The sequence below is a fragment of the Flavobacterium sp. 5 genome (assembly GCF_002813295.1).
Lineage (GTDB): Bacteria > Bacteroidota > Bacteroidia > Flavobacteriales > Flavobacteriaceae > Flavobacterium.
Map to the genome: position 1 here is coordinate 3,333,653 of NZ_PHUE01000001.1, position 26,999 is coordinate 3,360,651.

27 protein-coding genes, 3 tRNA genes and 1 riboswitch are annotated in these 26,999 nt (G+C 33.1%); of the genes, 16 read left to right on the forward strand and 14 right to left on the reverse strand.

What is annotated here, in order from left to right:
- Positions 1-52: 52 nt before the first annotated feature.
- On the forward strand, positions 53-1,654 hold the full coding sequence (locus tag CLU82_RS13900; RefSeq protein WP_100843651.1) for a class I SAM-dependent methyltransferase: 1,602 nt from the start codon (positions 53-55) through the stop codon (positions 1,652-1,654).
- Between the two features lie 32 nt (positions 1,655-1,686).
- On the opposite strand, the gene CLU82_RS13905 is transcribed toward CLU82_RS13900, so the two are convergent.
- Genes CLU82_RS13905 through CLU82_RS13915 form a run of 3 tightly spaced genes read right to left on the reverse strand, consistent with a single transcriptional unit; the run spans position 1,687 to position 4,687 of the window.
- Complete coding sequence (locus CLU82_RS13905; protein ID WP_100843652.1) at positions 1,687-2,466, reverse strand: ABC transporter ATP-binding protein; 780 nt, start codon at positions 2,464-2,466, stop codon at positions 1,687-1,689.
- A 49-nt stretch (positions 2,467-2,515) separates the two neighbouring features.
- Entirely contained in the window at positions 2,516-3,544 is a 1,029-nt protein-coding gene (locus CLU82_RS13910; RefSeq protein WP_100843653.1) for an iron ABC transporter permease, read from the reverse strand.
- A complete protein-coding gene (locus CLU82_RS13915; protein WP_100843654.1) occupies positions 3,545-4,687 on the reverse strand; it encodes an ABC transporter substrate-binding protein in 1,143 nt (380 codons plus the stop codon).
- Positions 4,688-4,783: 96 nt separating this feature from the next.
- On the opposite strand from CLU82_RS13915, the gene CLU82_RS13920 reads away from it, so the two are divergent.
- From CLU82_RS13920 to CLU82_RS13950, 7 genes are all read left to right on the forward strand, one after another.
- Entirely contained in the window at positions 4,784-5,146 is a 363-nt protein-coding gene (locus tag CLU82_RS13920) for a DUF5522 domain-containing protein (protein ID WP_100843655.1), read from the forward strand.
- A gap of 30 nt (positions 5,147-5,176) precedes the next feature.
- Positions 5,177-5,692 carry a bifunctional adenosylcobinamide kinase/adenosylcobinamide-phosphate guanylyltransferase gene (cobU, locus tag CLU82_RS13925; RefSeq protein ID WP_100843656.1) on the forward strand — a complete coding sequence of 172 codons (516 nt, stop codon included), beginning with the start codon at positions 5,177-5,179 and terminating at the stop codon, positions 5,690-5,692.
- A gap of 116 nt (positions 5,693-5,808) precedes the next feature.
- The gene (cobT, locus tag CLU82_RS13930) at positions 5,809-7,485 is read left to right on the forward strand and encodes a nicotinate-nucleotide--dimethylbenzimidazole phosphoribosyltransferase (RefSeq protein WP_100843657.1); all 1,677 of its coding nucleotides are present in this window, start codon (positions 5,809-5,811) and stop codon (positions 7,483-7,485) included.
- Between the two features lie 135 nt (positions 7,486-7,620).
- Entirely contained in the window at positions 7,621-8,418 is a 798-nt protein-coding gene (locus CLU82_RS13935; protein ID WP_100843658.1) for an adenosylcobinamide-GDP ribazoletransferase, read from the forward strand.
- Positions 8,403-8,948 carry an alpha-ribazole phosphatase gene (cobC, locus tag CLU82_RS13940; protein ID WP_100843659.1) on the forward strand — a complete coding sequence of 182 codons (546 nt, stop codon included), beginning with the start codon at positions 8,403-8,405 and terminating at the stop codon, positions 8,946-8,948. Before CLU82_RS13935 ends, cobC begins: the two co-directional genes overlap by 16 nt.
- Positions 8,949-9,016: 68 nt before the next feature.
- Positions 9,017-9,277: riboswitch (cobalamin riboswitch) on the forward strand.
- Between the two features lie 30 nt (positions 9,278-9,307).
- Positions 9,308-11,155 carry a TonB-dependent siderophore receptor gene (locus CLU82_RS13945; RefSeq protein ID WP_100845041.1) on the forward strand — a complete coding sequence of 616 codons (1,848 nt, stop codon included), beginning with the start codon at positions 9,308-9,310 and terminating at the stop codon, positions 11,153-11,155.
- Between the two features lie 5 nt (positions 11,156-11,160).
- Positions 11,161-12,258, forward strand: a complete 1,098-nt coding sequence (locus CLU82_RS13950; protein WP_100843660.1) for a YncE family protein — start codon at positions 11,161-11,163, stop codon at positions 12,256-12,258.
- Positions 12,259-12,468: 210 nt separating this feature from the next.
- Here CLU82_RS13950 and CLU82_RS13955 read toward each other — a convergent pair whose 3' ends face one another.
- Complete coding sequence (locus CLU82_RS13955; RefSeq protein ID WP_100843661.1) at positions 12,469-13,911, reverse strand: S41 family peptidase; 1,443 nt, start codon at positions 13,909-13,911, stop codon at positions 12,469-12,471.
- A 121-nt stretch (positions 13,912-14,032) separates the two neighbouring features.
- Between CLU82_RS13955 and CLU82_RS13960 the strand changes: the two genes are divergently transcribed.
- The 4 genes from CLU82_RS13960 to CLU82_RS13975 all read left to right on the forward strand — a co-directional run bounded on the left by CLU82_RS13960 (position 14,033) and on the right by CLU82_RS13975 (position 16,131).
- Positions 14,033-14,542 (forward strand): RNA polymerase sigma factor, encoded by a 510-nt coding sequence (locus tag CLU82_RS13960; RefSeq protein ID WP_100843662.1) that lies wholly within the window; start codon positions 14,033-14,035, stop codon positions 14,540-14,542.
- Positions 14,529-14,978, forward strand: a complete 450-nt coding sequence (locus CLU82_RS13965) for a hypothetical protein (RefSeq protein ID WP_100843663.1) — start codon at positions 14,529-14,531, stop codon at positions 14,976-14,978. Before CLU82_RS13960 ends, CLU82_RS13965 begins: the two co-directional genes overlap by 14 nt.
- Before the next feature lie 84 nt (positions 14,979-15,062).
- A complete protein-coding gene (locus CLU82_RS13970) occupies positions 15,063-15,590 on the forward strand; it encodes a DUF4252 domain-containing protein (RefSeq protein ID WP_100843664.1) in 528 nt (175 codons plus the stop codon).
- A gap of 1 nt (position 15,591) precedes the next feature.
- Positions 15,592-16,131, forward strand: coding sequence for a DUF4252 domain-containing protein (locus CLU82_RS13975; RefSeq protein ID WP_100843665.1), 540 nt, complete (start codon positions 15,592-15,594; stop codon positions 16,129-16,131).
- 59 nt (positions 16,132-16,190) lie between these two features.
- Here the strand turns inward: CLU82_RS13975 and CLU82_RS13980 are convergent, their stop codons facing one another.
- From CLU82_RS13980 to CLU82_RS13995, 4 genes are all read right to left on the reverse strand, one after another.
- Positions 16,191-16,826, reverse strand: a complete 636-nt coding sequence (locus tag CLU82_RS13980; RefSeq protein WP_100843666.1) for an NTP transferase domain-containing protein — start codon at positions 16,824-16,826, stop codon at positions 16,191-16,193.
- A complete protein-coding gene (gene xdhC, locus CLU82_RS13985) occupies positions 16,816-17,577 on the reverse strand; it encodes a xanthine dehydrogenase accessory protein XdhC (protein WP_100843667.1) in 762 nt (253 codons plus the stop codon). Before xdhC ends, CLU82_RS13980 begins: the two co-directional genes overlap by 11 nt.
- Before the next feature lie 167 nt (positions 17,578-17,744).
- Positions 17,745-19,928 carry a xanthine dehydrogenase family protein molybdopterin-binding subunit gene (locus CLU82_RS13990; protein ID WP_100843668.1) on the reverse strand — a complete coding sequence of 728 codons (2,184 nt, stop codon included), beginning with the start codon at positions 19,926-19,928 and terminating at the stop codon, positions 17,745-17,747.
- The gene (locus CLU82_RS13995) at positions 19,925-20,389 is read right to left on the reverse strand and encodes a (2Fe-2S)-binding protein (RefSeq protein WP_100843669.1); all 465 of its coding nucleotides are present in this window, start codon (positions 20,387-20,389) and stop codon (positions 19,925-19,927) included. Before CLU82_RS13995 ends, CLU82_RS13990 begins: the two co-directional genes overlap by 4 nt.
- A gap of 366 nt (positions 20,390-20,755) precedes the next feature.
- Here CLU82_RS13995 and CLU82_RS14000 point away from each other — a divergent pair, with 366 nt between their 5' ends.
- Both CLU82_RS14000 and CLU82_RS14005 read left to right on the forward strand, forming a co-directional pair.
- Entirely contained in the window at positions 20,756-21,391 is a 636-nt protein-coding gene (locus tag CLU82_RS14000) for a hypothetical protein (RefSeq protein WP_100843670.1), read from the forward strand.
- Between the two features lie 156 nt (positions 21,392-21,547).
- Positions 21,548-22,354: a hypothetical protein gene (locus CLU82_RS14005; RefSeq protein WP_100843671.1), complete on the forward strand. Its 807-nt coding sequence runs from the start codon at positions 21,548-21,550 to the stop codon at positions 22,352-22,354.
- Between the two features lie 297 nt (positions 22,355-22,651).
- Here CLU82_RS14005 and CLU82_RS14010 read toward each other — a convergent pair.
- From CLU82_RS14010 to CLU82_RS14020, 3 genes are all read right to left on the reverse strand, one after another.
- Positions 22,652-22,734, reverse strand: a tRNA-Leu gene (locus CLU82_RS14010).
- 45 nt (positions 22,735-22,779) lie between these two features.
- Positions 22,780-22,852: transfer RNA gene (locus CLU82_RS14015), tRNA-Lys, on the reverse strand.
- A gap of 38 nt (positions 22,853-22,890) precedes the next feature.
- A tRNA-Lys gene (locus CLU82_RS14020) sits at positions 22,891-22,963 on the reverse strand.
- A gap of 126 nt (positions 22,964-23,089) precedes the next feature.
- Between CLU82_RS14020 and CLU82_RS14025 the strand changes: the two genes are divergently transcribed.
- Positions 23,090-23,608, forward strand: a complete 519-nt coding sequence (locus CLU82_RS14025; protein ID WP_100843672.1) for a shikimate kinase — start codon at positions 23,090-23,092, stop codon at positions 23,606-23,608.
- Here the strand turns inward: CLU82_RS14025 and CLU82_RS14030 are convergent.
- On the reverse strand, positions 23,600-24,100 hold the full coding sequence (locus tag CLU82_RS14030; protein ID WP_100843673.1) for a phosphoribosyltransferase family protein: 501 nt from the start codon (positions 24,098-24,100) through the stop codon (positions 23,600-23,602). The genes CLU82_RS14025 and CLU82_RS14030 overlap by 9 nt on opposite strands.
- Before the next feature lie 94 nt (positions 24,101-24,194).
- Positions 24,195-24,584 (reverse strand): RNA-binding S4 domain-containing protein, encoded by a 390-nt coding sequence (locus CLU82_RS14035; protein ID WP_100843674.1) that lies wholly within the window; start codon positions 24,582-24,584, stop codon positions 24,195-24,197.
- 79 nt (positions 24,585-24,663) lie between these two features.
- On the opposite strand from CLU82_RS14035, the gene CLU82_RS14040 reads away from it, so the two are divergent.
- Positions 24,664-25,806 carry an FKBP-type peptidyl-prolyl cis-trans isomerase gene (locus CLU82_RS14040; RefSeq protein ID WP_100843675.1) on the forward strand — a complete coding sequence of 381 codons (1,143 nt, stop codon included), beginning with the start codon at positions 24,664-24,666 and terminating at the stop codon, positions 25,804-25,806.
- 231 nt (positions 25,807-26,037) lie between these two features.
- On the opposite strand, the gene CLU82_RS14045 is transcribed toward CLU82_RS14040, so the two are convergent.
- Positions 26,038-26,991: a transketolase family protein gene (locus tag CLU82_RS14045; protein ID WP_100843676.1), complete on the reverse strand. Its 954-nt coding sequence runs from the start codon at positions 26,989-26,991 to the stop codon at positions 26,038-26,040.
- Between the last annotated feature and the right edge of the window lie 8 nt (positions 26,992-26,999).

Consider the following 26,999-nt stretch of genomic DNA (forward strand, 5'->3'; position numbering starts at 1 on the left):
TAAAGGAAATTTCATATATTTGAGATAGACATTGAGTCTTAAATTCCTTTTTATGATAGATAACATTTCCTTAAGAAGTACAATTTTTAAACATCTCGATGGCTTGGTTACTGCACCCGTTGCTTATTCTCTTTATAAGAAAGGGGTGTTGGCTCATATTTTAGAAAAAAAACAATCCACACTTTCTGAACTTTTATTACAGTTTAAAGCCAATGAAGGGTATCTCAATGTAGGTTTACGTGTTTTGGCTGCTCAAGGATTTATTAATTACAAGATTGATTCTGATGAAATTACCATAACTGTCAATGAAAAAAGTGAGATTGCTTTCTCACTATTCCCATTGTATAAAGATGTGGTGGATTTATTGCATTTTTCAATGGAATTTCATCCTAGATTATTTGAAGAAGCTCCTTTTGAACGCTTGCAATCACTTTTTGAAAAATACAAAAATAATTTTGGAATAGCATTTTCTACAGATTCTTTAACCAATTCACTTCAACATCAGATTTTAACTCACATTGAAGGCTATTTAGTTGGTCCAACGATAGTGCGTCTGGGTATGAGTGGTATGTTTCATAAATACTTTATGGAAATTTCATTCCGCCCCGAGGAGTTTCATAAATCACCTGAAAATTTCAAAATCATACTTGATTTTTTGGTGCATTTGGGATGGTTTACACAAAAAAAAGGCAATTATCAATTTACAGAAACGGGTTTGTTTTTTGCCAAAAGAGCTTCGGCTTATGGTGTAACCGTTTCGTATTTACCAACCTTTAGCAAAATGGATGATTTACTTTTTGGAAATCCTTCTATTTTAAGAATTGTAGGAGATGGGGAAGATGAAATTCATGTTGATCGAGAAATGAATGTGTGGGGAAGTGGTGGTGCACACGATGCTTATTTTAAAGTGGTTGACGAAATTATCATCAAACTATTCAATTTGCCTATAGAAGAGCAGCCCAAAGGAATTCTAGATATGGGTTGTGGAAACGGTGCTTTTTTGGAACATATTTTTGATGTTATTGATCGACAAACATTGAGAGGGAGAATACTAAATACACATCCTTTATTTTTGGTGGGTGCCGATTATAATCAAGCGGCGCTTAAAGTAACAAGGGCTAATTTGATTAAAGCCGATATTTGGGCCAAAGTAATTTGGGGGGATATTGGAAGACCAGATTTACTTGCTGAAGATTTATTGGATAATTATAAGATCGATTTAAAGGATTTGCTGAATGTGAGAACCTTTTTGGACCATAATCGTATTTGGGAAATGCCAAAACAAATTTCGAAGGATAGAATAAGCAATTCGACTGGTGCATTTGCGCATAGAGGTAAACGAATTACAAATAACTTAGTAGAAGATAATTTATTAGAACATTTCCAAAAATGGTCTCCGTATGTTCATAAATTCGGATTGCTAATTATTGAATTGCATACGATAGCTCCTCATTTGACTGCCCATAATTTAGGAAAAACTGCAGCAACGGCTTATGATGCTACACACGGTTTTTCCGATCAATATATTGTTGAAATTGAAGTTCTCCATAAAATTGCTGCCGAAGCGGGATTATTTCCCGACCCAAACTATTTTAAAAAATTTCCTGATGCAGAAACGGCTACTGTAAGTATTAATTTATTGAAAGGAAGTTGAAAGGAGTTTTCGGTTTTGTAATGACTATTTTCTTAAGTAATTACAAATTTCCCTTTTTCATTATCAAAAACAATATGTTCATCTTTGAATAAAGTATTAAAACTTCCTTTGGTAATCAAATTACAAGGTTCATCTTGTACTACCGTTTCTGGAGTCATGATAATCATTTCATCGCTCAATTGTATAGCCATGTCAATATCATGAGTCGAAAATAAAATACATTTTCCAGTTTCGTGCGTTAGTTTTTTTAAGAGTTTGAGCAAAGAGACTTTATGTAATAAATCCAAGTGTGTAGTGGGTTCATCTAGAATAATCAAAGGAGTGTCTTGTGCTAATGCTCTTGCAATTAAAACTTTTTGTAATTGCCCATCACTTATTTCATAATGCTTTTTTTGTGACAAATGTTCGATTTGTGTTTGCATCATAGCATTCTGAACAATTCGAATATCTGTATCTGATAAAGTCCCAATCCAATTAGTATAGGGTTGGCGTCCCAAAGCAACCAATTCGAAAACGGTTAAATTACTTGGAGGTAATTTTTCGGTCAAAACCATGCTTAAACTTTGGGCGAGTTCCAAAGGTTCGTAATTGCTTATCTTTTTATCATTCAATAAAACAGTCCCTTGTAAAGGTTTTTGAATTCCAGTAATGGTACGTAATAAAGTCGATTTTCCGATACCATTAGCTCCAATTAAAGCAATGAGTTTCCCTGCTTGCAGATTCAAGTTGAGGTTTTCTGCTATGGTCACAGTTTCTTTTTTGGAAGAATATCCAATACTTAAATTTTGAGTGGTAAGAATGTTATTCGTCATAACTTTATAAAGAATTATACTTTTTTATAGAAAAAAATGGATTCAAATATCACTTAAAATTCCTTTTTCTAACTAACAACCAAATGACTACAGGTGCTCCCAATATAGATGTAATCGCATTGATCGGTAAGGTAATTTCCATCCCCGGCATTTGAGAAATAACATCACATATTAACATTATAGCAGCACCAAAAAGCAAAGTACTCCAGAATAGAACCGTATGATTACTGGTTTGAAATACTAATTTAGCAATATGTGGAACAGCCAATCCAATGAAAGCAATAGGACCAGCATAAGCAGTGATGCTTCCCGCCAAAATACTGGTTGCCAATATGATAATAAATCGGGCTCTATTGAAATTTAAGCCCATACTTTTGGCATAATTCTCACCTAGAAGTAAAGCGTTTAGAGGTTTAATACTTAACAAGCTAAGGAATAATCCCAACAGTACACAAATGGACAGAATAAGAATGGAAGTCCAAGACAAATTACCAAGATTTCCCATGGACCAAAAAGTGAATTTTTGCAATTGTTCCGCAGAACTAAAATAAGTAAGAACTCCCACAATCGCACTGGTAAAACTACCAAACATAAGTCCAACAATTAGTATAGCCATAGTATCTCTCAAGCGTTGAGAAACCAATAAAACTAAGACTAAAACGGATGTGCTTCCTAATGTTGAGGCCAAAACAATTCCGTAAGGAGATAATAAAATGCCACTCAAAAACGAAGGCAATATACTCGCTCCTAAAATTACAAAGGCAACCCCTAAACTCGCACCTGAGCTAAGCCCCAAAACATAAGGGCCTGCTAGCGGATTTCTAAATAAAGTCTGCATTAATAATCCACTTATCGAAAGTCCCATTCCAACCAAAACGGCTGTAATGGCTTTTGGTAAGCGATAATTGATAATGATGTATTCCCAAGTCGATTTACTAGCTTGTCCACCAGTTAAACTGGTATATACTTCTTTGAAAGGAATCGTAATAGAACCAAAGCTAATATTTACAATAAACAAAATCATTAGCCCTATAAAAAGCAATGGAAATAAAATAGTATTTCGTTTTAGATTATTCAATTAATTCAGTTTTTGAGCAAAAGTAAAAGTATAATCAGGAAGTAATTCTGGATGAAAAATTTTAATGTAATCTTTCAATACCAAATCAGGTCGGGAAGGAGATAATTCATAAAAAATTGTACCTCCAGTAGCTCCCAGTTTTCCTTCAAAAGTGTAAATGCTTTTGTTAGTAAAAGCATCAAACTGACTGTAATGCGGGTTTGCATTTTTTAATTCTGTCAATGTTTTAAATGATCCCGTTGCAATCCAGAAAGAAGCCGTTTTAGCTTTGTCTAAAATGTTTTCAAATGACAATCCAAGACTTCCAGTTCCTTCTAAATTTTTCCAAAGATAATCGGCTTTGGCATCTTTCATAAATTGAGCAACCCAGCTACTTCCTTTTGCTACATACCATTGATCTTGATACATAGAACCGTACAATACTGTTGAAGTTGGTTTCTCATTTGCAACTAGTTGTTTGGCATCGTTGTATTCTTTCACGATATTGTCAAATAATTGATTGGCTTCTTTTTCTTTTCCAAATAAGATACCATATAGTTTTAACCATTCCGCTTTTCCAAGAGGTGATTGCTCCATCCAATCGGCTTGAATTAATACTTTTAAACCACTTTTTTGTAAATTTTCAAGAGTTGGATTATTATTGTCAATACCAAAAGTTACAATAAGTTCTGGAGCTAAATCAATAAGCTGTTCTATATTGAGTTTCTCGTTTTGTCCTACATTTTTAACTGAACCAGCATCAATTAAAGCTCTTGTTTTTTCTGAAGAAATATAATCAGTATGTGGAAATCCAACTAATGATTTTTCAACACCTAACATTTCCAAAAATGGAATATTAGTAGTAGAAGTCACTACAATAGACTGTAATGGAACATTGATTTGAGTATATTTTTTTAAGCTATCAGGTACAATTCCTTTTTTTTCTTTCAGGATATAAGTGAAATTTTTAACAGCATCTGGCCAGGGATTTGAAACTGTAACGACCGTATAACCGTCTTGTTTATGGATGGCCAAACTTTTGGAATATTGAATGCTGTTTGTAGTGGTGACAGCATTTATAACCTCTTTTGTTTCATTGTTTTTACATCCAATAAAAGAAAAGAGAACACTGAATAATAAAATTTTGTAGAATGAAAATCGCATAGAATATATTTTTCGATAGTGACAAAGGTATAGTAAATTATAAATTTCTTACTTAATTTTTGCAGTAAAAAATAAGACAAACGCTATCTTTACAAAATGAATATTATAAAAGAGAAGTATTGTTCTACGTGTCAAAAACCTTTTAATTGTGGAGATACTCTTGAAGGGGAAGCTTGTTGGTGCAATGATTTTCCACCGATTTTTAACCCATTTGATATAGCTGATTGTCTTTGTTCGAGTTGTTTCAAAAAAGCATGTTCGGATAAAATTGACGAATTTGTAGCTACAATAACTCCTGAAACTGCAATTGGAAATAAAGCTTCATTATTGTCTGAAACTAGTCAAATCATAGAAGGAATTGATTATTATTTTGAAGATGGAAACTATGTTTTTAAGCCTTGGTTTCATCTCAAAAGAGGCTATTGCTGTAAAAGTGATTGCACGCATTGTCCTTATTAAAAGTTACACAAAAATATTTATTGAACAAAAATGATCTACTTAATCACAGGAGGCGAGCGCTCAGGAAAGAGCAGTTATGCCGAAAATTTAGCCAAAGACTTAGCCGAAAATCCAATGTATGTGGCAACTGCCCGAAAATGGGACGATGATTTCCAAAAACGCGTAGATAGGCATCAAAAAGATAGAGACGAACGATGGGTTAACATTGAGAAAGAAAAGCATTTGAGTGAAATTGATTTCTCAGGAAAAGTAGCTATTGTTGATTGTGTTACCTTGTGGTTGACCAATTTTTTTGTAGACACCAAAAATGATGTAGCTCTAAGTTTGGAACAAGCCAAGCTAGAATTAGATGCCATTGCAAAACAAGAAAACACCACAATAATTATTGTTACGAACGAAATCGGAATGGGTGTTCACGCCGAAACACATATCGGTAGAAAATTTACAGAATTGCAAGGCTGGATGAACCAATATATTGCTAAAAATGCCGATATAGTCGTGCTGATGGTTTCTGGAATTCCTTTAACAATTAAAGGTAAAGTATAAGATAATGATTGTTTAGACATTACCACAAGGGTTGGGTTGTTCGTTATATCTTTATTGCCGAACCCCGGCAATAAAGGATATCACTACCATCCCTAACGAAAGTAAAAAAGAAAATAATGACTTTAGATGAAATCATACAATCTCGCCGAGACACCCGTCATTTCACAGTAGATGCCGTACCCGAGGAAGTAATTCAAAAAGCACTACTGGCAGGACATTATGCACCATCGGTAGGTTTGACCGATGCCACAAAATATTATCTAATCAAATCTGCTGAAATCAAAAAGGCGATAAAAGAATTGTTTTTAGTCTATAATGAAAAAGCAGAAAATCAAACTGACAATGTGCTTCAAAAAGCGCAATACCAAGCCTTAAAACTAGAAGCCATTGAAGAAGCACCACTTGGTTTAGTAATTTGCTATGATCGTTCAGTTTTGAATCAATTCACAATCGGAACTGTCGGGAGCAACGAAGCCGTAAAATATAGCTCGGTTTGTTCTGCACAAAATATTTGGTTGTCATTGACCGAGCAAGGCTATTCGATGGGCTGGGTTTCGATTATAAATTATTACCAATTCAAACAACTTTTAGGATTGCCTGAACATATTGAGCCTTTGGGGTATTTCTGTGTGGGTAAACCTGCTACCAATTATGATAATCAACCAATGTTGCAACAATTGAATTGGAAGCAAAAAAAAGAAAAACCTTTTGTTGAAGAAATTTTGGTTTCCAAGCTAGTCAGGGCTTCTGAGTCATTGCGAGGAACGAAGCAATCACACTCCAACGATTCTGAGTTCATTGAAACGCTCCAACAAAAAATAGACAATAAAACCAAACCAACAGGTTCGCTTGGTGTCTTAGAAAATTTAGCCAAACAAATCGGAACGGTTTTTCAAACTTTAGAACCCAAAATAATAAAACCTCATATTGTTGTTTTTGCTGGAGACCACGGAATTGCCAATCATGGTGTGAGCGCCTATCCGCAAGATGTTACCCGACAAATGGTTGCTAATTTTCTGGAAGGAGGAGCAGGAATTAATGTCTTTTGCAAACAAAATAATATTGAGTTAACGATTGTTGATGCAGGAGTTAACTATGATTTTCCGACCAATGCCAATTTGGTTTCTGCCAAAATAGGGAAGGGAACACAATCCTTTTTACATACTTCGGCAATGAGTCAAGCTGAATTGAATTTGTGCTTTGTAAAAGGAGCAGCAATTGTAAATACCATTTTTGAAACAGGTTGTAATTGTATTGGTTTTGGAGAAATGGGAATAGGAAATACTTCTACAGCTTCAGTTTTAATGAGTATTCTTTTAGAATTACCGATCGAGGATTGTATTGGAAAAGGAACAGGAGTTGATGATGAAAAGTTAATTCTGAAACAAAACATTCTCAAAAAAGCATTCGAGAATTATAATGGTCCAAACGACTTGCAAAATAAATTAGCTTATTTCGGAGGTTTTGAAATCATGCAAATGGCCGGGGGAATGTTGCAAGCCAAACAAAACAATATGCTTATTTTGGTAGATGGTTTTATTTGTACAGTCGCTTTTTTAATTGCCTGTAAAATGAATTCAGAAGTAAAAGAAAATGCGATATTTTGTCATTCATCAGATGAACAGGGACATCAAAAAATATTGAATTATTTGGATGTTCGAGCTGTTTTACAACTAGATTTGCGATTGGGAGAAGGAACTGGTTGTGCGTTGGCATTTCCAATTATACAATCGGCAGTTGCTTTTCTAAATGAAATGGCTAGTTTTGAATCGGCAGGTGTTAGCAATAAATAAATCCGTTGTAGAGACGTTGCACTGCAACGTCTGAAAGAACTGTTTGAATTTGATTTTAGAATTCGTTGTGGGGATGTTAGACGTTGCAGTGCAACGTCTCTACCAGCAATGTATTACCGTAATAATAATTAAAAAATGAAAAAACAACTACATATATTTTTCACGGCTTTAATGTTTTATACTCGAATTCCGTGTCCAAAAAACATCGACCATAATCCTGAATATTTAAATAAAGCCTCACGCTATTTTCCTTTAATTGGATGGATAGTTGGTGGAATTTCTTTTGTTTTCTATTATATTGGAGCCGTTTTTTTTACCAATGAAATTGCTATAATTTTGTCAATCATAGCTGGAATCTTAACAACAGGGGCTTTTCACGAAGATGGTTTTGCCGATGTTTGTGATGGTTTTGGAGGAGGTTGGACTAAAGAAAAAATCCTTTTGATAATGAAAGATAGTGCCATTGGTGCCTATGGAGCGATTGGTGTGGTTTTACTTTTTTTATTAAAATTTCAGGCTATTTTTAGTTTGCTTTCTAAATCTGAAATTACGAACCTACAACCTGTAATTTGCAATTTGTTAATTTTTATTTCTGCACACTCTATTAGTCGATTGAGTGCAATTTCGATTGTTTTTACACATCAATATTCGAGGGAAGATGCTTCAAGTAAAAGTAAACCTATTGCTCAAAATTTCACTTGGAAAGAAGTAGTTGGAGCTTTGTTTTTTGGGTTGTTACCACTTTTGACTTTATCTTTTTTTCAATCGCAATTATTGTTGGCGTTGATTCCTGTTTTTATTGCTCGGTTTTTCCTTGCTCGTTATTTCCAGAAATGGATTGATGGTTATACAGGAGATTGTTTGGGTGCGACACAACAAGTGTGTGAAGTAATTTTTTATCTGTCAATTATCGGAATATGGAAGTTTATTTAGTTCGTCATACCGAAACAGTTTGTGAAAAGGGAATTTGTTATGGACAAAGTAATGTTGGTATTCGAAAACCTTATGATGTTATTTTTGAATCTATTGTAGAGCAACTGCCTAAAGAAGCTGTTTTGTATTCTAGCCCTTTGCAACGTTGTGTTATTTTGGCAAAACATATTCAGGAAAACACTCAAAGCGATTTTATTATCGAAGATTCAAGATTAATGGAAATGAATTTTGGCGATTGGGAATTACAAAGTTGGGATGATATTCCTCAAGAAGTTTTAAATCCTTGGATGACTGATTTTGTAAATGTCCGAGTTCCTAATGGTGAATCTTTTGTTGACCTGAATGAAAGAGTTATAGATTTTTTAGAAAATGAAATTTCAAAAGCCATAGAAAAACCTTTAATTATTGTCGCACACGCAGGAGTTATTAGAAGTATTTTGTGTAAAATAAATAATATTCCTTTGCATGAAGCTTTTAAATCAAAGTTGGATTTTGGAGCTGTAGTCAAAATAGAGTTGCTGAGATTATAAGTTGTTGATTTACTGTGAGACTAAGAAACTAAGAAACTTTTTTTTATTTTTCAATATTTTTAACATTATCTTTGCGCCCGAATTAAGGTTGTGTTTTACTTTTTTACGAAAACACATTAAAAGGGAATTAGGTTCAAAACCTAAGCTGTTCCCGCAACTGTAAGCTATCAAGCTTGTTGTTATCTACAAACCACTGTTTTAAATTGTAGATTTTAGAAATCAGATTTTAGATTTAATCTAAAGTCTAAAATCAAAAATCTCAACTCAAGAATGGGAAGGTGAACAACAAGACGCAAGCCAGGAGACCTGCCTTTTTTCTTAACGAATATCGAACTTTCGGGAAAAAAGGTTCAGAAATTATGACTTTTAAAAAACTAATATTTTGCTTTTTTGTTTTAATATGCCAATTAATTTCGGCACAGAATGACTCTATAAATAATTTAAAAGAGGTCATAGTTCCCAACGGTTCTTTGTACTCCAATAATAAATCTCAATCGATTCAGATTCTTAATGATTCGGTTATTAATAAAAATCAAACTTCTCTTTCCAGTTTATTAAACTACAACAGTGTAATTTATTTCAAGGAATACGGGCGCGGAATGTTGTCTACGGTTTCTTTTAGAGGAACTACTGCTTCGCAAACAGCTGTAATCTGGAATGGAATAAATGTAAATTCTCAGCTCAACGGTAGTGCCGATTTCAATACTTTTACAGCTCCTGATTTCAATACTATCAGTATAAAAGCGGGTGGTGGAAGTGTAAGTTATGGAAGTGGTGCTATTGGAGGGACGGTTCATTTGAATAATAATTTGGTTTTTAAAGACCAATTTGAAAATGAGTTGCGATTGGATTATGGTAGTTTTAATACCATAGGTGTTAATTATAAAATGAATCTTTCTAATAAAAAATGGAGTACTCAAGTTGGTTTTTCGAGAAATAGTTCAGATAATGATTATGAGTACAAAGGGCTTTATACATGGGATGGAATACAACGAAAAAATGAAAATGGACAGTATGCTACAACCAATTTATTTGCTAATGTGGGATATAAAATTAAACCTAATGCTGTTCTTACTTTGTATAGTCAATCTTCAAATACCGACAGAAATCTTTCTTTAATAAATGAGTCGGACTCTAAAACTAAATATATTAATACTTTTAGTAGAAATCTTTTGGAATATAACGAAACCAATGATGGATTTACTACTAATTATAAAGTAGCCTATCTCACAGAACAATATCAATATTTTGAAAATATTGATCGTAATGATTTTAGTTTTGGAAAAACGGAATCGCTTATCGCAAAAGTTGATTTGGGGTATCAATTAATAGAATCCATTAGGTTGAATGGTATTTTAGATTACAACCATACAAAAGGTTTTGGAACAAGTTTTGGTGATAATACTAGACAAATAGGCGCGTTTGCAATCAATGCTGTCGAGCAACATAATGCGAAATGGCAAAATGAATTGGGTTTTAGAAAGGAAGTGAGTTCGGATTATGATAGTCCATTCTTATTTTCATTGGGTTCTTCTTATGCTTTTAATTCTTTTTATAATTTAAAAGTTAATCTTTCTAGGAATTTTAGGATTCCGACTTTTAATGATTTGTATTGGGAAACTGGTGGAAATCCTGATTTGAAGCCAGAGAGTTCATATCAAGTAGAGATAGGAAATGTCTTTTCATATAAAAAATTCAAATTGACAGAAACTATTTATTTTATAAAAATAAAGGATATGATTAGTTGGGCTCCACTTGATGGATCGAATTGGTCTCCTGAAAATATTAATCGTATCAATTCATATGGTTCAGAAACTAATTTGGGGTGGTCGAATTCGTATGGTAAAAACAATATTGCTCTAAACGCGAGTTATGGGTATACCGTTTCCAAAGATTTAGAAACGGAAGAACAATTACAGTATGTTCCGTATCATAAATTCAATTCGAATGTTTCGTATTCGTATAAAAAAATTGAAGCAACTTATCAGTTTTTGTTTAATGGAGCGGTTTCAACACCTTCTGAAAAATATAAATTAGTCAAAGAATATTGGGTTTCCAATTTGGGAATCTATTATGATTTAGGAGCTACATATACTTGCAAAATTGGTTTGCAGGCATTGAATCTCTTTAATAAAGAATACCAAAGTGTTTCTCAGCATATTATGCCAGGAAGAAATTTTTTAATCAATCTAACCTTTAAATTTTAATAAAAATGAATTTCAGTAAATTAGTTTTAATAACGTTAGCGTCAGCTTTATTTTTCGTGTCCTGTACGGATGATGACAATAACAATTTAGAAGCACCATTAGGAAGTTATGATAATGGTTTTTTAATTTTAAATCAAGGAGGATTTGGACATAATGATGCTTCAGTTTCTTATATTTCTTCTGATTTTGCTACAGCTCAAAATGATATTTTTTCGGTAGTAAATCCAATGATCACTTTGGGAGACACAGGTCAGGATATTGGTTTTAATGGTGAAAATGCTTATATCGTATTAAATGGCAGTAATAAAATTGAGGTTGTAAATCGATATACAATGAAAAGCGTAGCTAGTATTAACTCGGGATTAAAGAACCCTAGGTATATTGCTTTTGTAAATGGTAAAGGATATGTTACTAATTGGGGTGACGGAACTGTTAAAACAGATGATTATGTAGCCGTAATTGATTTAACTACCAATAAAGTATCTAGCTCTATTCCTGTTGAAGAAGGACCAGAAAGAATTTTGGAAAATTTAGGAAAACTGTATGTAGCTCATAAAGGAGGATTCAATTATGGAAATAAAATTTCGGTTATAAATGCAGCTACAAGTAGTGTATCAACAACCATTACAGTTGGAGATTTGCCAGAGAATATGGTAATAAAAGACGGAACTTTATGGGTTGCTTGTGCTGGTATGCCAAGTTATGCATCACCTTTGGTAGAAACAGCAGGTCAAATTGTGAAAGTAAATCTGTCAACAAATGCAGTTACAAGTACAATTGCTTATTCAGATGCGAAAAAACATTTATCGAATTTTGTATTGAACGGGAATGATGCATACTATACTGTTGATTCTGATGTTTTCAAAATGAGTACGACAGCTACGGCATTGCCTACAACTTCAGCATTTAGTACTACAGAACAAGGTGTTTATGGTGTGTATAGTTTTGCAGTTCACGGAAGTCATATTTATGTGGGAGACGCAGGTGATTATGAACATAATGGAAAAGTGTATGTATATGCATTAACTTCACCATCAATAGGTAAATTAGAGAAAACATTCGCAGTAGGGACTATTCCAGCAGGGTTTTATTTTAATGATTAATTTTTTATACTATTTCTCATCTTTTAGAGAAATATTTTTTTTAGTTTAATACAGTTATATATTATGTAGGGAAGTTCTTGAAGGACTAATTTTATTTTAACAGTATTTGGTAATTGTTTTTGAGAAGAAAAGGCTTTCAGTGATGAAAGCCTTTTTTGATTGATTCCTTTTAAATTTGAGATATTTTTGAAACTATACAGATATTTATTTTTACTCCAAAGATTTCAAAAGCCCTTCAGGAGCTTTTTCAATATACATTTGGTTTTGTCCAATTATTGATTTTGAATCTTGAAAATATGGAAATGTTTTTCCTTGAGTCGTTTTAAGCATTTTAGCTGTTCCTGTAATTTGACCAATCGCAGTACTTAATAAAGGTTCTGAATCAGTCCCCAAAGTCCCTAAATTATTTAGATTTTCTTTTAAAGAATAAGTTGGTGTTAAACCATTGAAATAATCACCAAAATCATCTGCATTTGTAGTTTTCAAAACAATTGGTTGCATCGCATAACGATGAGTTGGATTTCTGTTTTCTTTTCCAAAAGTAGGGGAGTCATAGATTGTGATAGATGCTACGTTTTTACCAGTAGTAATGTCACCAATTTGAATTACATCAATATATGGTTTCAACCCATTTATAACTAATTCGCTTGCAGAAGCGGTACTTTTAGTAGTCAAAATATATACTTTAGTAAAGTTTAAACTATTTAAGGGTGTAGATCCTATTTTATTAACAAATAAATTTTTTAACGCTTGAGGTTTTTCCGATTCAAAATAAGAATTGATTTTGTCATTCCATCTTTGTTTAGAAAATACTTTGTTCGTGAATTGGCCTGTTATCATACTGGCTAAGTATACAGCAGTTTGAACAGAACCTCCAGAATTGTATCTTAAATCCAAAACTAAATCAGTAATGCCTTGTGATTTTAGTGAGCCAAAAGCATCATTCAGATCAGTATCATAGTTTGGGTAAAAACCATTATACATTAAATACCCTATTTTATGTCCACTAGTTTCAATTACTTTATTAATTAAAATTGGGTTTTCAGAAAGAACTGTTTTTGTCAGATTTACAGATTTACCATTTGGAGTAATAGTTCCAGCATTATAATCAGCTAAATTGAGAGTATAATTTTCTGAGTTCAATAAAGTTTGATAATTATCTACAGTAAGTTGTGTTCCATTTACACCATAAAAAATGGTACCACGTTGTATCTCTTTAGTAGAAGCATCTGAATTGGGAAGTATATAGTGAACCCAACAAAATATTTCTTTAGAGTCTAAAGATTTACGATAAAGACCAAAATCCATACCATCATTCTTTGTAATTCCTTGAAGTACACCTTCTAACTCAAGATAATCAGTCACTATCCAGCTAAATCTATCTATGGATTTGTCTACTCTAAGGGCATTAAATAAATCTTCAGGTTTTGAATATCCTTTCAAAAATTTATTTAACTCAGCTTGATTAGCAAAACGCTTGTCAGATAAATTAGGAACATCAGCTTGCCATAAATAATATAAATTAAGACCTTTCCAAACGAAATTATTAATTTCGACAGTAGGGGATGGAAAGACATCGTCCATATCTTCGCAACTCTGAAAAGTAAAAACCGCAAAGAATAATAGTAAGGTAACTTTTAAAGATGTCTTCATATAGTTTTCGTTGTAGATCTACAACGTAAAAGTACTAACTTTAGTTTAATTTAAATTTTTTTTGTAACAAAAAAGATAGTGTCTCGTCTTGATTATATAACCAAATTAATATAACCATTTTATGAACCAAAAGGATTTTGTGCTTTTAGTTAATCCATTCAAAGATAAGCTCTTTCGATTGGCTAAGCGATTACTTGTAAGCACTGAGGAGGCAGAAGATGCTACCCAAGAAGTTTTGGTTAAATTATGGAGTAAAAATGAAAATTTAGAAATCTATAATAGTGTTGAAGCAATGGCTATGACCATGACCAAAAATTATTGTTTGGATCAATTAAAATCAAAAAGAGCTGGTAATCTTAAAATAGTACATAGCAATTTTACAGATGCAGCCCCAAGTTTAGATAAACAACTTGAAGATAGCGATAGTTTAAAATGGGTCGAAAAAATTATTAATGAATTGCCAGAACAACAACGATTAATTATTCAGTTAAGAGATATAGAACAGTGCGAGTTTTCTGAAATAGCGAAAATACTAGAGATGAATGAAACTGCTGTACGGGTGGCACTTTCAAGAGCAAGAAAAACAATTAGAGAATACATGTTAAAAACACACAGTTATGGAATTCAATAAAACGGAAGCACTTTTAGAAAAATACTTTGAAGGAGAAACAAGTATTGCTGAAGAAAACGAGTTGAAAAACTATTTTTCGTCACAAAATGTTGCACCACATTTAGAACAATACAAGCCTTTATTTGGATATTTTGTGGAAGCAAAAAAAGAAAATTTAGAAAAAAATGTACCGCTAATTCCTAAAAAACAAAATAAAACATGGTTGTCGATAGCAGCTTCAATTGTTGTTTTGATGGGAGTGGGAACGTATATTTATTTCAATACTGATAAGGAAAAAGAAAATGCAGCATTAGGTACTTATGAGGATCCTAAAGAAGCTTTGGAAGCCACTCAAAAAGCATTGGCAATGTTATCCAATCATGTAAATACTGGAGTCGAAGGGATTCAGTATATTCAAGTTTATGAATTAACTAAGAGCAAAGTATTTGTTCAATAAAAATAAAGCGAGAGTGATTCTAGAGTATTCAAGCCCAATTGCAGAATTTTAAATTTTTAAAAACAATCATTAAATCAAAATAAAATGAAAAAGTTAATAATCACATTAGTAGCAGTATTAGTATCAAGTCCGTTTTTTGCCCAATCGGCATTCGATAAGTTCGACGGTCAAGACGATGTAACATCAATAGTTGTAAATAAAAAGATGTTCGAATTGATGAGTAAAGTAAAAGTTGATACTTCAGACAAAGAGGCACAACAGTACATGAGCTTGATTAAAAAATTGGACAATTTAAAAGTCTTTACAACACAAAGTGTTAGAGTAGAAGGAGAAATGAAAAGTGCTGCTGATAAATACATAAAAACAGCTGGTTTAGAAGAATTGATGCGTATAAATGACAAAGGAAAAAATGTCAAAATTATGGTCAAATCTGGAGCAAAAGACAGTCAAATAAGAGAGTTATTAATGTTTGTTGAAGGAGGTAAAGGAGAAGACACAGTCTTGATGTCATTAACAGGTGATTTTGACCTGAGTGAGATTTCAGTCTTGACAGACAAAATGAGAATTCCTGGTGGAGACGATTTGAAAAAAGCAACCAAAGGTAAAAAGTAACATGAAAATAGTATTATTTTTAATCACGCTGATTGGTAGTTTGGTTTTAGGTAGTTGTAATTCTGAACCTACTTTGCAAAAATACTTTGTTGAAAATACAGAGAACAAAAATTTTATAGCCATAGATATCTCATCAAATATCTTGGATGTTGATAAAACCAAATTAACAGTGGCGCAAAGCGAAGCATTGCATTCTTTTGATAAAATTAATGTTTTGGCATTCAAATTGAATGATAAGAACAAATCACAGTTTGAGGCAGAACGTGCTAAAGTGAATTTGATTCTCAAAGACCCAAAGTACCAACAGTTGATGAAGTTTAATTCAGGAAAACAAGGCGCTTCTGTAACCTACGTGGGAGCTGATGATCATATCAATGAATTTGTATTGTTTGCCAATAAAAACGATGCTGGTTTTGCAGTGGTTAGAGTCTTAGGCAAAGACATGAATCCGACCAATATTATGAATATGATTTCAGTTTTGAAAGAATCCAAAATTGACTTGGAACAATTAAAACCGTTGCAGGAATTAATCAAGAAATAGGTTAATATTTCAGTAATTTAAAAAAGCGTTTCGATAGTTTTCGGGACGCTTTTTTAGTATTATGTAGTTTTGTCTTTTAGATACTCAACCCAATCATTTTGAGTATTTAAATTTTTAAGAATACAAGAATCATTTACTGAAATAGTTGTAATATTCGAAGGATTTATTTTCTTGATTTCTAAATCCAATCGGCTGTTTTCTTCTGTAGGATCAAGTAAAAGTAATCGTTCCCAAAAATTAGAATGTAACTTTATAGGATGACCATTTTTACCTTCAAAATTAGGAAGTACAATTTGATTCTTAGTTTCTATAATAGTTTGCAATTCGGCGGTGATTAATATCGGAACATCAATTGGATTAATCAATACCGATTTGTTTTTGGGTATTTGTTGTAAAACTGTTTGTAAGGTTGAGAGAGAACCTAGTTCTGGATTTTTGTTAGTGATAACTTTAATCTGGATTTTTTTATAGAAAACCAAAAATGACTGTGCTTCTTTTAATGAAGGTATCTTGTCGATGTATTCTTGGGAATGATAACCCAATCCAATATAAACTTCCGGTATTGTTGAGTTTGCAATTCGTTCAATTTGTTCCAAAATCCAATAGCTACTTTGGTATTGAAGTAATCCTTTTGCAACACCCATTCTTTCAGATTTGCCTCCTGCCAATAACACAAAAACAGTATCATTTTCCATAATATGCTTTCAATAATTCAGATGCGATGCTTATCGCAATTTCTTTGGGTGAATTGCCTCCTAAATCCAATCCAATCGGGCAATGAACAGGAGAAATTCCAGCCTTAAAATTCAATTCATTTAGTAACAGATTATTGAATTTATTCTTCTTGGTTTTACTGCCAATTAATCCAATGTATTTGGTTTGCTCATGCAATGCCAAAGCAGTAATTTCAAAATCAAGTTTATGATCGTGGGTCAATACAACTACATAGCAATTGGGTCCCCAGTTTACAGTCTGTTTATAATGATCAAACGGAATGTCACTATAATTAACTGTTGAATCAATTTCAATAGTTTCTTTCCAATTTTCTCTGGTATCAAGAAGTGTAGTTGCAAAAGGAGTATCTTTTAAAACCTGACAAATAGCAACACCAATATGTCCTGCACCAAAGATGTATAATTCTGGGGATTGATTCATGGGTTCAATAATTAATTCTACTTTTCCGCCACAGCATTGTTCAAATTCTGGGCCTAATGTATAATTGCATTCTAAAATTTTATTTTCTCGAATAGCTCGGATTGCCTCATCGATTACTTGAAATTCTAATTTACCTCCGCCAATGGTTCCAAATATTTCTTTTTGTGGAGTAACAATCATTTTTGAAGCTACTTTACACGGAGCCGAACCAAGAATTTTGGTAACAGTAACAAGTGCAATAGGTTTCTTTTTGCTTTTAAATTCGTGTAATAGCTCAATCCAATTGTTCATTAAAAGTAAATATTCGTTTAGAAATTTTATTAGTTGTGCGAATAAAGGACTTAAATTCTAACTAATTTATTTTAAGTTATAAATCCTAACAGGTTTTAAAAACCTGTTAGGTATGTTTTAGATTGTTATAATTTTACTTTAACTCTTTATTCGTATTTGTCAAGCTGCTAAACAAGATCATAATCGCTTAAAGGCAGATTGTAATAGCGTTTTCCTGTTAGTTTAAAAATAGCATTGATAATAGCTGGAGCAATTACAGGAACGCCAGGTTCACCTACTCCAGTTGGTTTCTCGGTACTTTCAACAATTTCTACATGAACCTTCGGGATTTCATTCATGCGAATCACTCGGTAATCACTATAACTGTTTTGCTCAATGGCGCCATCCTTAGCCGTTATTTTTCCGTAGTAAGCAATAGACATTCCAAAGATAGCTGCGCCCTCTAGTTGGGCTTTTATGGTGTTTTTATTAACAGCCGTTCCACAATCAATAACAGTATATACATTATGAACCTTTACTTTGTCATCCACCATCGATACTTCAACTATCGAAGCAACATACGAATGAAAACTATAATGAACAGCCAAACCATAAGCATGTCCTTTGGGTAATGGTTTCCCCCAATTAGCATTTTTAGCAGCCTGTTTCAAAACATGTTTTAAACGTGTCGTATCATATTTTATAGGATCCTTAGTATCTTCTATACGATCAGTACCTATTAATTTAAGTCTGAATTCTAGCGGATCCTCTTTAGCAGCATATGCCAATTCATCAGCAAATACATTGATAGAAAAACCATGTAGAATATTAATTACAGACCGCATCCAGCCAATTCGTACCATGGCAGGAGCCTGTCCTGATTCTATTTTGAAATTTTTTATATCAAAAGGAACACCAGCAGCACTAGAGGCTTCCCATCCTGCCGGATATTCAGTTCCAGGCTGAAAAGTTGACATAATCGAAGGAAAAGCCGATCGATGAAGCCAGCCCGAAACATTGCCTTGTGCGTCCAAAGATGCTTTCATGTATTGCGCACTTACGGTATGATAATAACCATGTTTTATATCATCTTCTCGGGTCCAGACAACTTGTACAGGAGCTTTGATAGCTTTCGAAATCATAACTGCTTCCACAATATAATCGGGTTTTGATTTTCGGCCAAAACCACCTCCCAAAAAAGTAACATTTACCGTTACTTTATTTGCAGTAGTTCCTAGGTAGGCTACAACTTCATCTCGTGCATCCTGCGGAGATTGTGTAGGCACCCAAACTTCGCAACTGTCTCCTTGAACCCATGCTACTGCATTAGGGACTTCCATCGGAGCATGAGCCAAATGAGGTAATTGAAAAGTACTTTCAATAACTTTCGTAGCTTCACTAAAAGCTTTATTTACATCACCAATTTCTTTTTCAACTTTTCCAGTGGTATGAACTCTTTCAGTTAATTCTACCATGTATTTCTCCGAATCATAGCCTTCATTTTTGCCGTAATTCCATTGAATTTCCAGCGCAGCTTTCCCTTTAAACGCCGCCCAGGTATTGGTAGCAATCACAGCAACACCTCCCAAAGGACCAAAAGGTTTTTCAATTCTTGGAATTTCAATCACATCCTCTACACCCTTAATTTTTATTGCAGCGGTTTTGTCAAATGATTTAACGGTACCAAAAGTAACAGGACATCTCGCTATCGCTACAACTTTCATATTAGGCAGGCGTTTATCGATTCCATAAACTGCGCTTCCATTGGCAAAATCTTTTACATCGATACTTTTTAGATTCTTGCCTATGTATTTAAAATCTTTTGGATTTTTATAAGTAATAGTAGTTGGAACAGGAAGCGTTGTCACTACATCAACCAATTCTCCAAAACCAATTTTTTTACCGCTAGAATGAGTAATAAAATGGTTTTGAGCGATACATTCACTTTCAGGAACCTGCCATTTTTTTGCAGCTGCAGTTATTAGCATCATGCGGGTCATGGCACCCATTTTTCGCATCGTATCATAAAAATCGATTATACTTCGCGAGCCATCTGTATTTTGATCACCATATTTTGCATCACCAACAGCTTGTTTAACCGAAACTCTATTCCAGTCAGCTTCCATTTCATCTGCAACAACAGAGGTCAAAGAAGTTCGCACCCCATTACCCATTTCAGAACGGGCAGCTACAATAACAAGACTTCCATCCGAATTTAATTGTACAAACAAATTAGGATTAAATTCTGTTAGACTTCCCTCTATTATATCATTAGCAAGTAAACTATGATTACAACCTAAGATTAAACCACCCGATGCCAATCCTACGTTTCTGATAAAAACTCTACGGCTTAAATTTTGAATTTCACTCATGATTTGCGTTGTTTTTTAACTTCGACAGTATGTTTAATAGCACTCTTAATGCGTTGATAAGTACCACAACGGCAAATATTGCCACTCATAGCATCATCAATATCAGTATCCGAAGGATTTTTATTCGAATTAAGTAAAGAAGTAGCAGTTATTAATTGTCCAGGCTGGCAATACCCACATTGCGGAACATTAAATTCCTCCCAAGATTTTTGTAATAACTGTAAATTTTCCGAAGTCCCTTCAATCGTGGTAATGTTCTTGCCAACCACCATCTCAACAGGAGTCAGGCAAGAGTAAGTCGCAACATTGTCCACAAGTACTTTGCAGGCGCCACAAGCACCTATCCCACATCCAAATTTGGTACCAGTAAGACCAATGATATCTCTAATCGCCCAAAGCAAAGGCATTTCGGGATCAACATCAATAGTATGTTTCTTTTTGTTTATGAGTAGTGTAGTCATTTCGAATTCAATTTTACAATTAAGAAGTTGAAAGTTATGACTTTTTTTATAATTTATAATTTAATTTTATCAAGGAGATAAATCAGTCTTTCGAATATTTTAGAGCAGAAAATTCACTTCATAAGGAGCTATTTCCAGCTATCCGCTATATCTTTTTATCCCGAAAAAAATCGGGACAAAAAGGATGCCGCTACTATCTGGGCTAGGGCATCTGTTTTCATAAGGAGTTTTTTATAATTTATAGCCTTATTTTTATAATTTAGCGAAATAATAAAAAGCTGGCTTATATCGCGAAGCCTCCATTATTTGGATGTATTTGTGTTATTTATTAAGCATATTTATAAATACCAACAATTATAAACACCCATGAATTTAAAATTAAAATTTTTCTTTGGAGTTGTTATTATGACTTCTATTTTACTTGGATTAGGTATTAAATCTTGTTCTAAAAAACAAAATATTCCAACTTCCACAAGTAATAATTATGACTTAATTTTGACTGAACGTGAAAACGCTTCTGCAGAAAAAGAAACAAATTATCTTGGACAGTTAATTAATACTATCTCGTTCAATGTTAAAACTGACAACACAGAATTTGAAAATGGGATTCAAAGTTGGGCTAGTATTGAAAAACCTCAAAATGATTTAAAAAATCTAATTGATAGGAATCAGATTGTAATCAATGAAGATAAGATAACGGTAATAATTGATTACCCTTTAAAAAATGAATATCGTTTTGATCTAAAATCAGCAAATGGATTTGATCGAGAAAAACTTCTTTTAGAAATAAGTAAGCACTATTACGAACTATATGAGGAAGAAGAAAAAACCGCAACGGTAAAAACTTTACCAATGGAAAAGAGAACAATGTATAACAGAAACGAAACGAATGGCAAATATGGTGTGTGGGGACATGATATTGCTGACTTGGTTTTAACCGATATATTTGTTTATAAAAATAAATCTGGAAAAATTATTTTGGCTTTAAATGTTGATTCATAACAACTACTGCCAACAGCTTTCTGAGATTGTGTTTTCAGGCTTAATTTAAAGATGGTTTTGTACTTAAAAAATTTGTGCATAATTGAAGAAATTAGAATCTTTAATCCCTAGTTTCTCCAATTGCCAGAAAGTTAACAGACATTTTAAGAAAATACTATGAGAAGAATACTCGTTTGCTTTATATTTTGGACAACAATTAGTTTTGGACAAAACCTTGACACAATTAAAAAAATAGAAATTTCTTATGGATATGGAGACCAATGTTTTCCTAGAAATGGAATTTATTCACGGTCAGAGAAATTTACTTTTGAAAAATCTGAATCTGAAATTTTCTATTTAACAAGTTGTAAAAAGTTTTGGGACAAGTCACAAAAAAAAGCGACAGTATTTAGTAAAGATTCTTTAGTAAAGGTTCTTCAAAAAAGAATTAAATCAAGCCTTATTACTGACTTAATAGTAAACGTAAATGCCAATAAAGAAAATTTCTCCTTTGAATTTTTAAAGTCAAGATTGAATGAACCAACCAAAAGGCAAATAAAAAAAATAGCTCGAAAAAGAGATTTATACTTTAAAATTGAATGTTATGGATTATTTGATTGCGAAAATAGAAATAAGGTAATCAATTCGCTAAAACATTTTGAGCACTTTGATAAATTTGTTTCATCCTTAAACTTGTCATCTAACCAAATGGTTGTGATTGGATATAGTAACACTGCTCGAATCACATTATTCTCTGAGAAGAATTTTGTCACTTATGAATTTTCTTTTATAAATAATAATATTGGACAGCCTATCTTAAAAAATTATAATAAAAATTATTTGGACAGATATGGTTTTGTAAATCTGGAAGCAAATGAAATTATACAAGAAATAATTCCTAGAAAATCAATGACATTCAAAACATTCGATTTGAATAGAGTGACTGATGATTATATTAATTGGTACTTGCAGAATTATAAATAAAAAAAACGTCTACAAGCAGCTATTTCGCTACATCGAGGTTTTAGGTTTAATTTATATCCACCCTTCTTATTCTTTAAAAAACAAACCATCTTAAAAACTGAAGCACTATAAATATCCTTCCAGTTGTAATATCTATTTCAAACCCTTTATACTTATAGTGTACATGTAATTTGTTTCATACGGAGCGTCTCAATAAACAACAGCAACATAACTTGTGTGTGGATGAAGACTTAAAATAAAAAAGCAGTAATAAAAGGCATGATTAATTCCCTTTTATTACTGCTTTTTTATATTCTGTGACCACGGTGGGATTTGAACCCACACGCCCTTACGAGCACCACCCCCTCAAGATGGCAAGTCTACCGTTTCTCCACGTGGCCTAAAATGAGTAGAGACGTTGCACTGCAACGTCTCTACGATTTTTGTGACCCGACTGGGGCTCGAACCCAGGACCCCATCATTAAAAGTGATGTGCTCTACCAACTGAGCTATCGAGTCATTGATTCAAGAAACTTATGCTTTGATCACATAATTTGTGACCCGACTGGGGCTCGAACCCAGGACCCCATCATTAAAAGTGATGTGCTCTACCAACTGAGCTATCGAGTCATTTCGTTTCTTGAATGCGGGTGCAAATATAAGGACTTTTTTTTGAAGTTTCCAAGCAATTTTATTATAAATTTGTCTTTTTTTAATTAAAATTCTTAACGCCTTAGTATGTAAGGTCTTATTCAAATGAAAAAAATTATATTATTAGGTTATATGGGTTGCGGTAAGTCAACAATTGCCCAAAAACTTTCAGGAATGATATCAATTCCATATGTTGATTTGGATGAATATATCGAAGAAAAAGTAAAAATGTCTATAAAAGATATTTTTGAAAGCCATGGCGAAATCCATTTTCGAAAATTAGAACACACTTATTTTCTCGAATTATTAAATTCCCCCGATGAAATTATTATCGGTTTAGGAGGAGGAACACCATGTTATGCAAATAATCATGAGTTATTAATAGGGGTGGGTAAAACTTCTATTTACTTAAAAGCATCTATTGATACATTATTTAATAGATTGGCGCCTAATAAGAGTAAAAGACCCCTTATTGCAGATAAAAGTGAAGAAGAGATGAAGGAGTTTATAGCCAAACATCTTTTTGATAGAAGTTTTTATTACAATCACGCACAACACAAAGTGACTGTCGATAATAAATCAATAGAGGAAACAGTAAATGATATTTTAAATCTATTAGCTTAGACTGGCATAACTATCGCCATCATTGTTAAAAACAACATCTACATGTTCTAATAGAGAAGTAGAAAGTGATATTCCTTTAAAATCGGCTTTAATCGGAAATTTTTTGTGGTTTCTATCAACAAGAACAACGGTTTTAAACTTTTTTAAAGGAACATCCAAGAAATGTCTAACAGCATATATTAACGTAGTTCCAGAACTCAATACATCATCTACCAATATTAAACCCTTATTACTGTATTCCTCCTTTGTCAAAGAAGTCGTTATAGGAAGTTCAGGATTTTGTTTATCAGTATGTACTTCACATAAAGAAATCTTAATCGATGAAATTGAAGTCAGTGCTTGAGCAATTTTTTCGGCAAAAATAAAACCATTAGTCGTAATTCCGGCAATCACAATTTCTTCTTCTTCTACAAAAGTTTCATAGATCTGATAAGCTATCCTTTTAGTAGTGTGTTCTATTTGTTGATTGGTAAGAATTATGTTTTTGCTCATGGCGTATTATGTTTTGTTTGTTCAAAGATAAAAAAGTTAGCCGAAATTGAAATCATTTATTCAAGTTCTAAGTCCAAAACTTAAAAAGAGAATTTTATTCAGTTTCCTCTTCATCAGTAATGTCGTTTCCGAATTCATCAATGTCTCTTCGGTCTTTTTTGGTTGGTCTTCCTGTTCCTGTTTTTCTATAATGCTCTTTAGATAATTTTAATAATTCTAAGTGAGCATAAACTTCGGCAGGAGTTTCGTTTTTTCGATAAATATCAACGAGTTTGGCGCCCACTCGGTTCTCGGGGATATCTAATACGGTTATGATCTGTGTGATTTGGTCTTTTCTAAAAGTAATCTTGTCTGTAGGAAAAACTTCTTTCGAAGGTTTGGCAACAATACCATTTACTGTGATATGGTTTTTTTTACAAGCTTCGGTTACCATGTTTCTGGTTTTGTAATACCGAACACACCATAAATATTTGTCTATTCTCATGAATTTTCTAAAATCGGAGTTAAATACTTTACAAAAGTAAATCATTAATGTATATTTGTGGCTTAAACTATACCTAATAATGAGCAAAATTAAGTTTTATTTTATTGTTTCGATGGCAATGATTGCAATAAGTTCTTGTAATAAAAATGATGATAATATTGAAATAACCCCACCGAGAGATCTTGCAGAACAATACAAGGTGGATATAGTAGCTATTGAAGATTATTTGAATACAAGTTATCTTAAAGAAGTAGTAGATGCACCAGGTACTCCTGAAGATCAGGATGTAATTCTTGCTAAAATTCCTGCTGGTGAAACCCATCCTTCATTAATGTCTTATTTAGATAGTCCTACACTTCCAAGATTGACCAGTAGGATTGTTCATATTGGGGATGTTGATTATAAAGTATATACGTTATTAATCAGAGAAGGTGTAGCGGGAGGAACAGATCCTTCTAAACTTACTGGAGGAGAGAGACCTTGTAATGTAGATGCTGTTTATGCTGGTTATAAAGGAACTTTGTTGGATGGAACTCAATTTGATGCTTCAAATAGTGGTCAAGTACAATATAATTTAGACGGTTCAAGTACTAGTGGTGGAGTTGGGGTTATTCGTGGTTGGTCTGAGGGTTTTCCTCAATTTAAAACGGGTTGGACTTCTTCTAAAGCAGATGGAACAGTAAGTTATAATGATTTTGGAGTAGGGGTAATGTTTTTGCCTTCTGCAATGGGGTATTATAATAATACTCAGAGTGATATTCCAGCCTATTCTCCTTTGGTATTCAGTATAAAATTATATTCATTAAAGCGATTTGATCAGGATGCAGATGGAATTCCTTCTTATCAAGAAGATTTAAATAATGATGGATATATGTATTATTTTGCTACTGCAGATATAGCTAAAAATCCAGATGATACCGATAAAGATGGACTTCCAGATTATGGTGATTTTGATGATGATGGAGATGATTATGCTACAAGAGGTGAAATTAAAGACGATAAAGGGACGTATTATCCTTATGATGGAGCAGTGGTTGATGATCCTCAAACTCCTGATATTAATGAAAGTTATGGGATTCCTAGGAAATATACTGGACCACTTAAAAATCCAAATTTACCTGAGTCTTCTACAAATAAGCGTACTCCCCAAGATTCAGATTTTACGGATCCAACAAGATTAAGAAGGCATTTAGATCCGACATGTTTTCCTCCATATAAATAAAAAAATTACGTTCAAAATTAAAATTAATCCAAAAGTTTAAACTAAAATGAGCTCGATCTGTATCGAGCTCATTTTGTTTAAATTTGATGTTATTCTTTTCGTTCTTATAATGATCAATATATTTTTTGATTCAGATAAAGTAGAAAAAATAGGTTCTGCGTTTTTTAAGCATTAAAAATCCCATCTCGTAAAATGAGATGGGATTTTATTTTTATAGTGTGCCAAAAAAAATTACTTTCTTTTGATAACTCTTTCTACAGCTTCGACAATCGCTTGATTGTTTAATTTGTATTTCTCCATTAATTGCTCAGGAGTTCCAGATTCACCAAAGCTATCATTAACGGCTACAAACTCTTGTGGAGCTGGAGTGTTTAATGCTAATACTCTAGAAACGCTTTCTCCAAGACCTCCAAGGATGTTGTGCTCTTCAGCAGTAACAACACATTTAGTTTTAGCTAATGATTTTAAAATAGCTTCTTCGTCTAATGGTTTAATGGTGTGAATGTTGATTACTTCAGCAGAGATTCCTTTAGCTTCCAAAGCTTCAGCAGCAACTAAAGCTTCCCAAACTAAATGTCCGGTAGCAATTATAGTTACATCAGTACCTTCGTTAAGCATAATAGCTTTTCCGATTATGAAAGGTTCGTCAGCAGGCATGAAATTAGGAACTACTGGACGTCCAAAACGCAAGTAAGCAGGGCCTTGGTGATCTGCAAGCGCTAATGTAGCAGCTTTTGTCTGATTGTGATCGCAAGTATTGATTACAGTCATTCCTGGTAACATTTTCATTAATCCAATGTCTTCTAATATTTGGTGAGTTGCACCATCTTCTCCAAGAGTTAATCCTGCGTGAGAAGCACATATTTTTACATTTTTCTCAGAGTAAGCTACCGATTGACGAATTTGATCGTAAACACGGCCAGTCGAAAAGTTAGCAAAAGTTCCTGTAAAAGGAATTTTTCCTCCAATAGTTAATCCAGCAGCAATTCCAATCATGTTCGCTTCAGCAATTCCGATTTGGAAAAAACGCTCTGGATGATTTTTCTTGAAATCATCAAATTTTAATGATCCAATTAAATCTGCACAAAGTGCTACAACTTTTTCGTTTTTTTGACCTAATTCAGTCATACCTACTCCAAAACCAGAACGGGTATCTTTACTTCCTGTATTTATATATTTTTTCATTTCTTAAT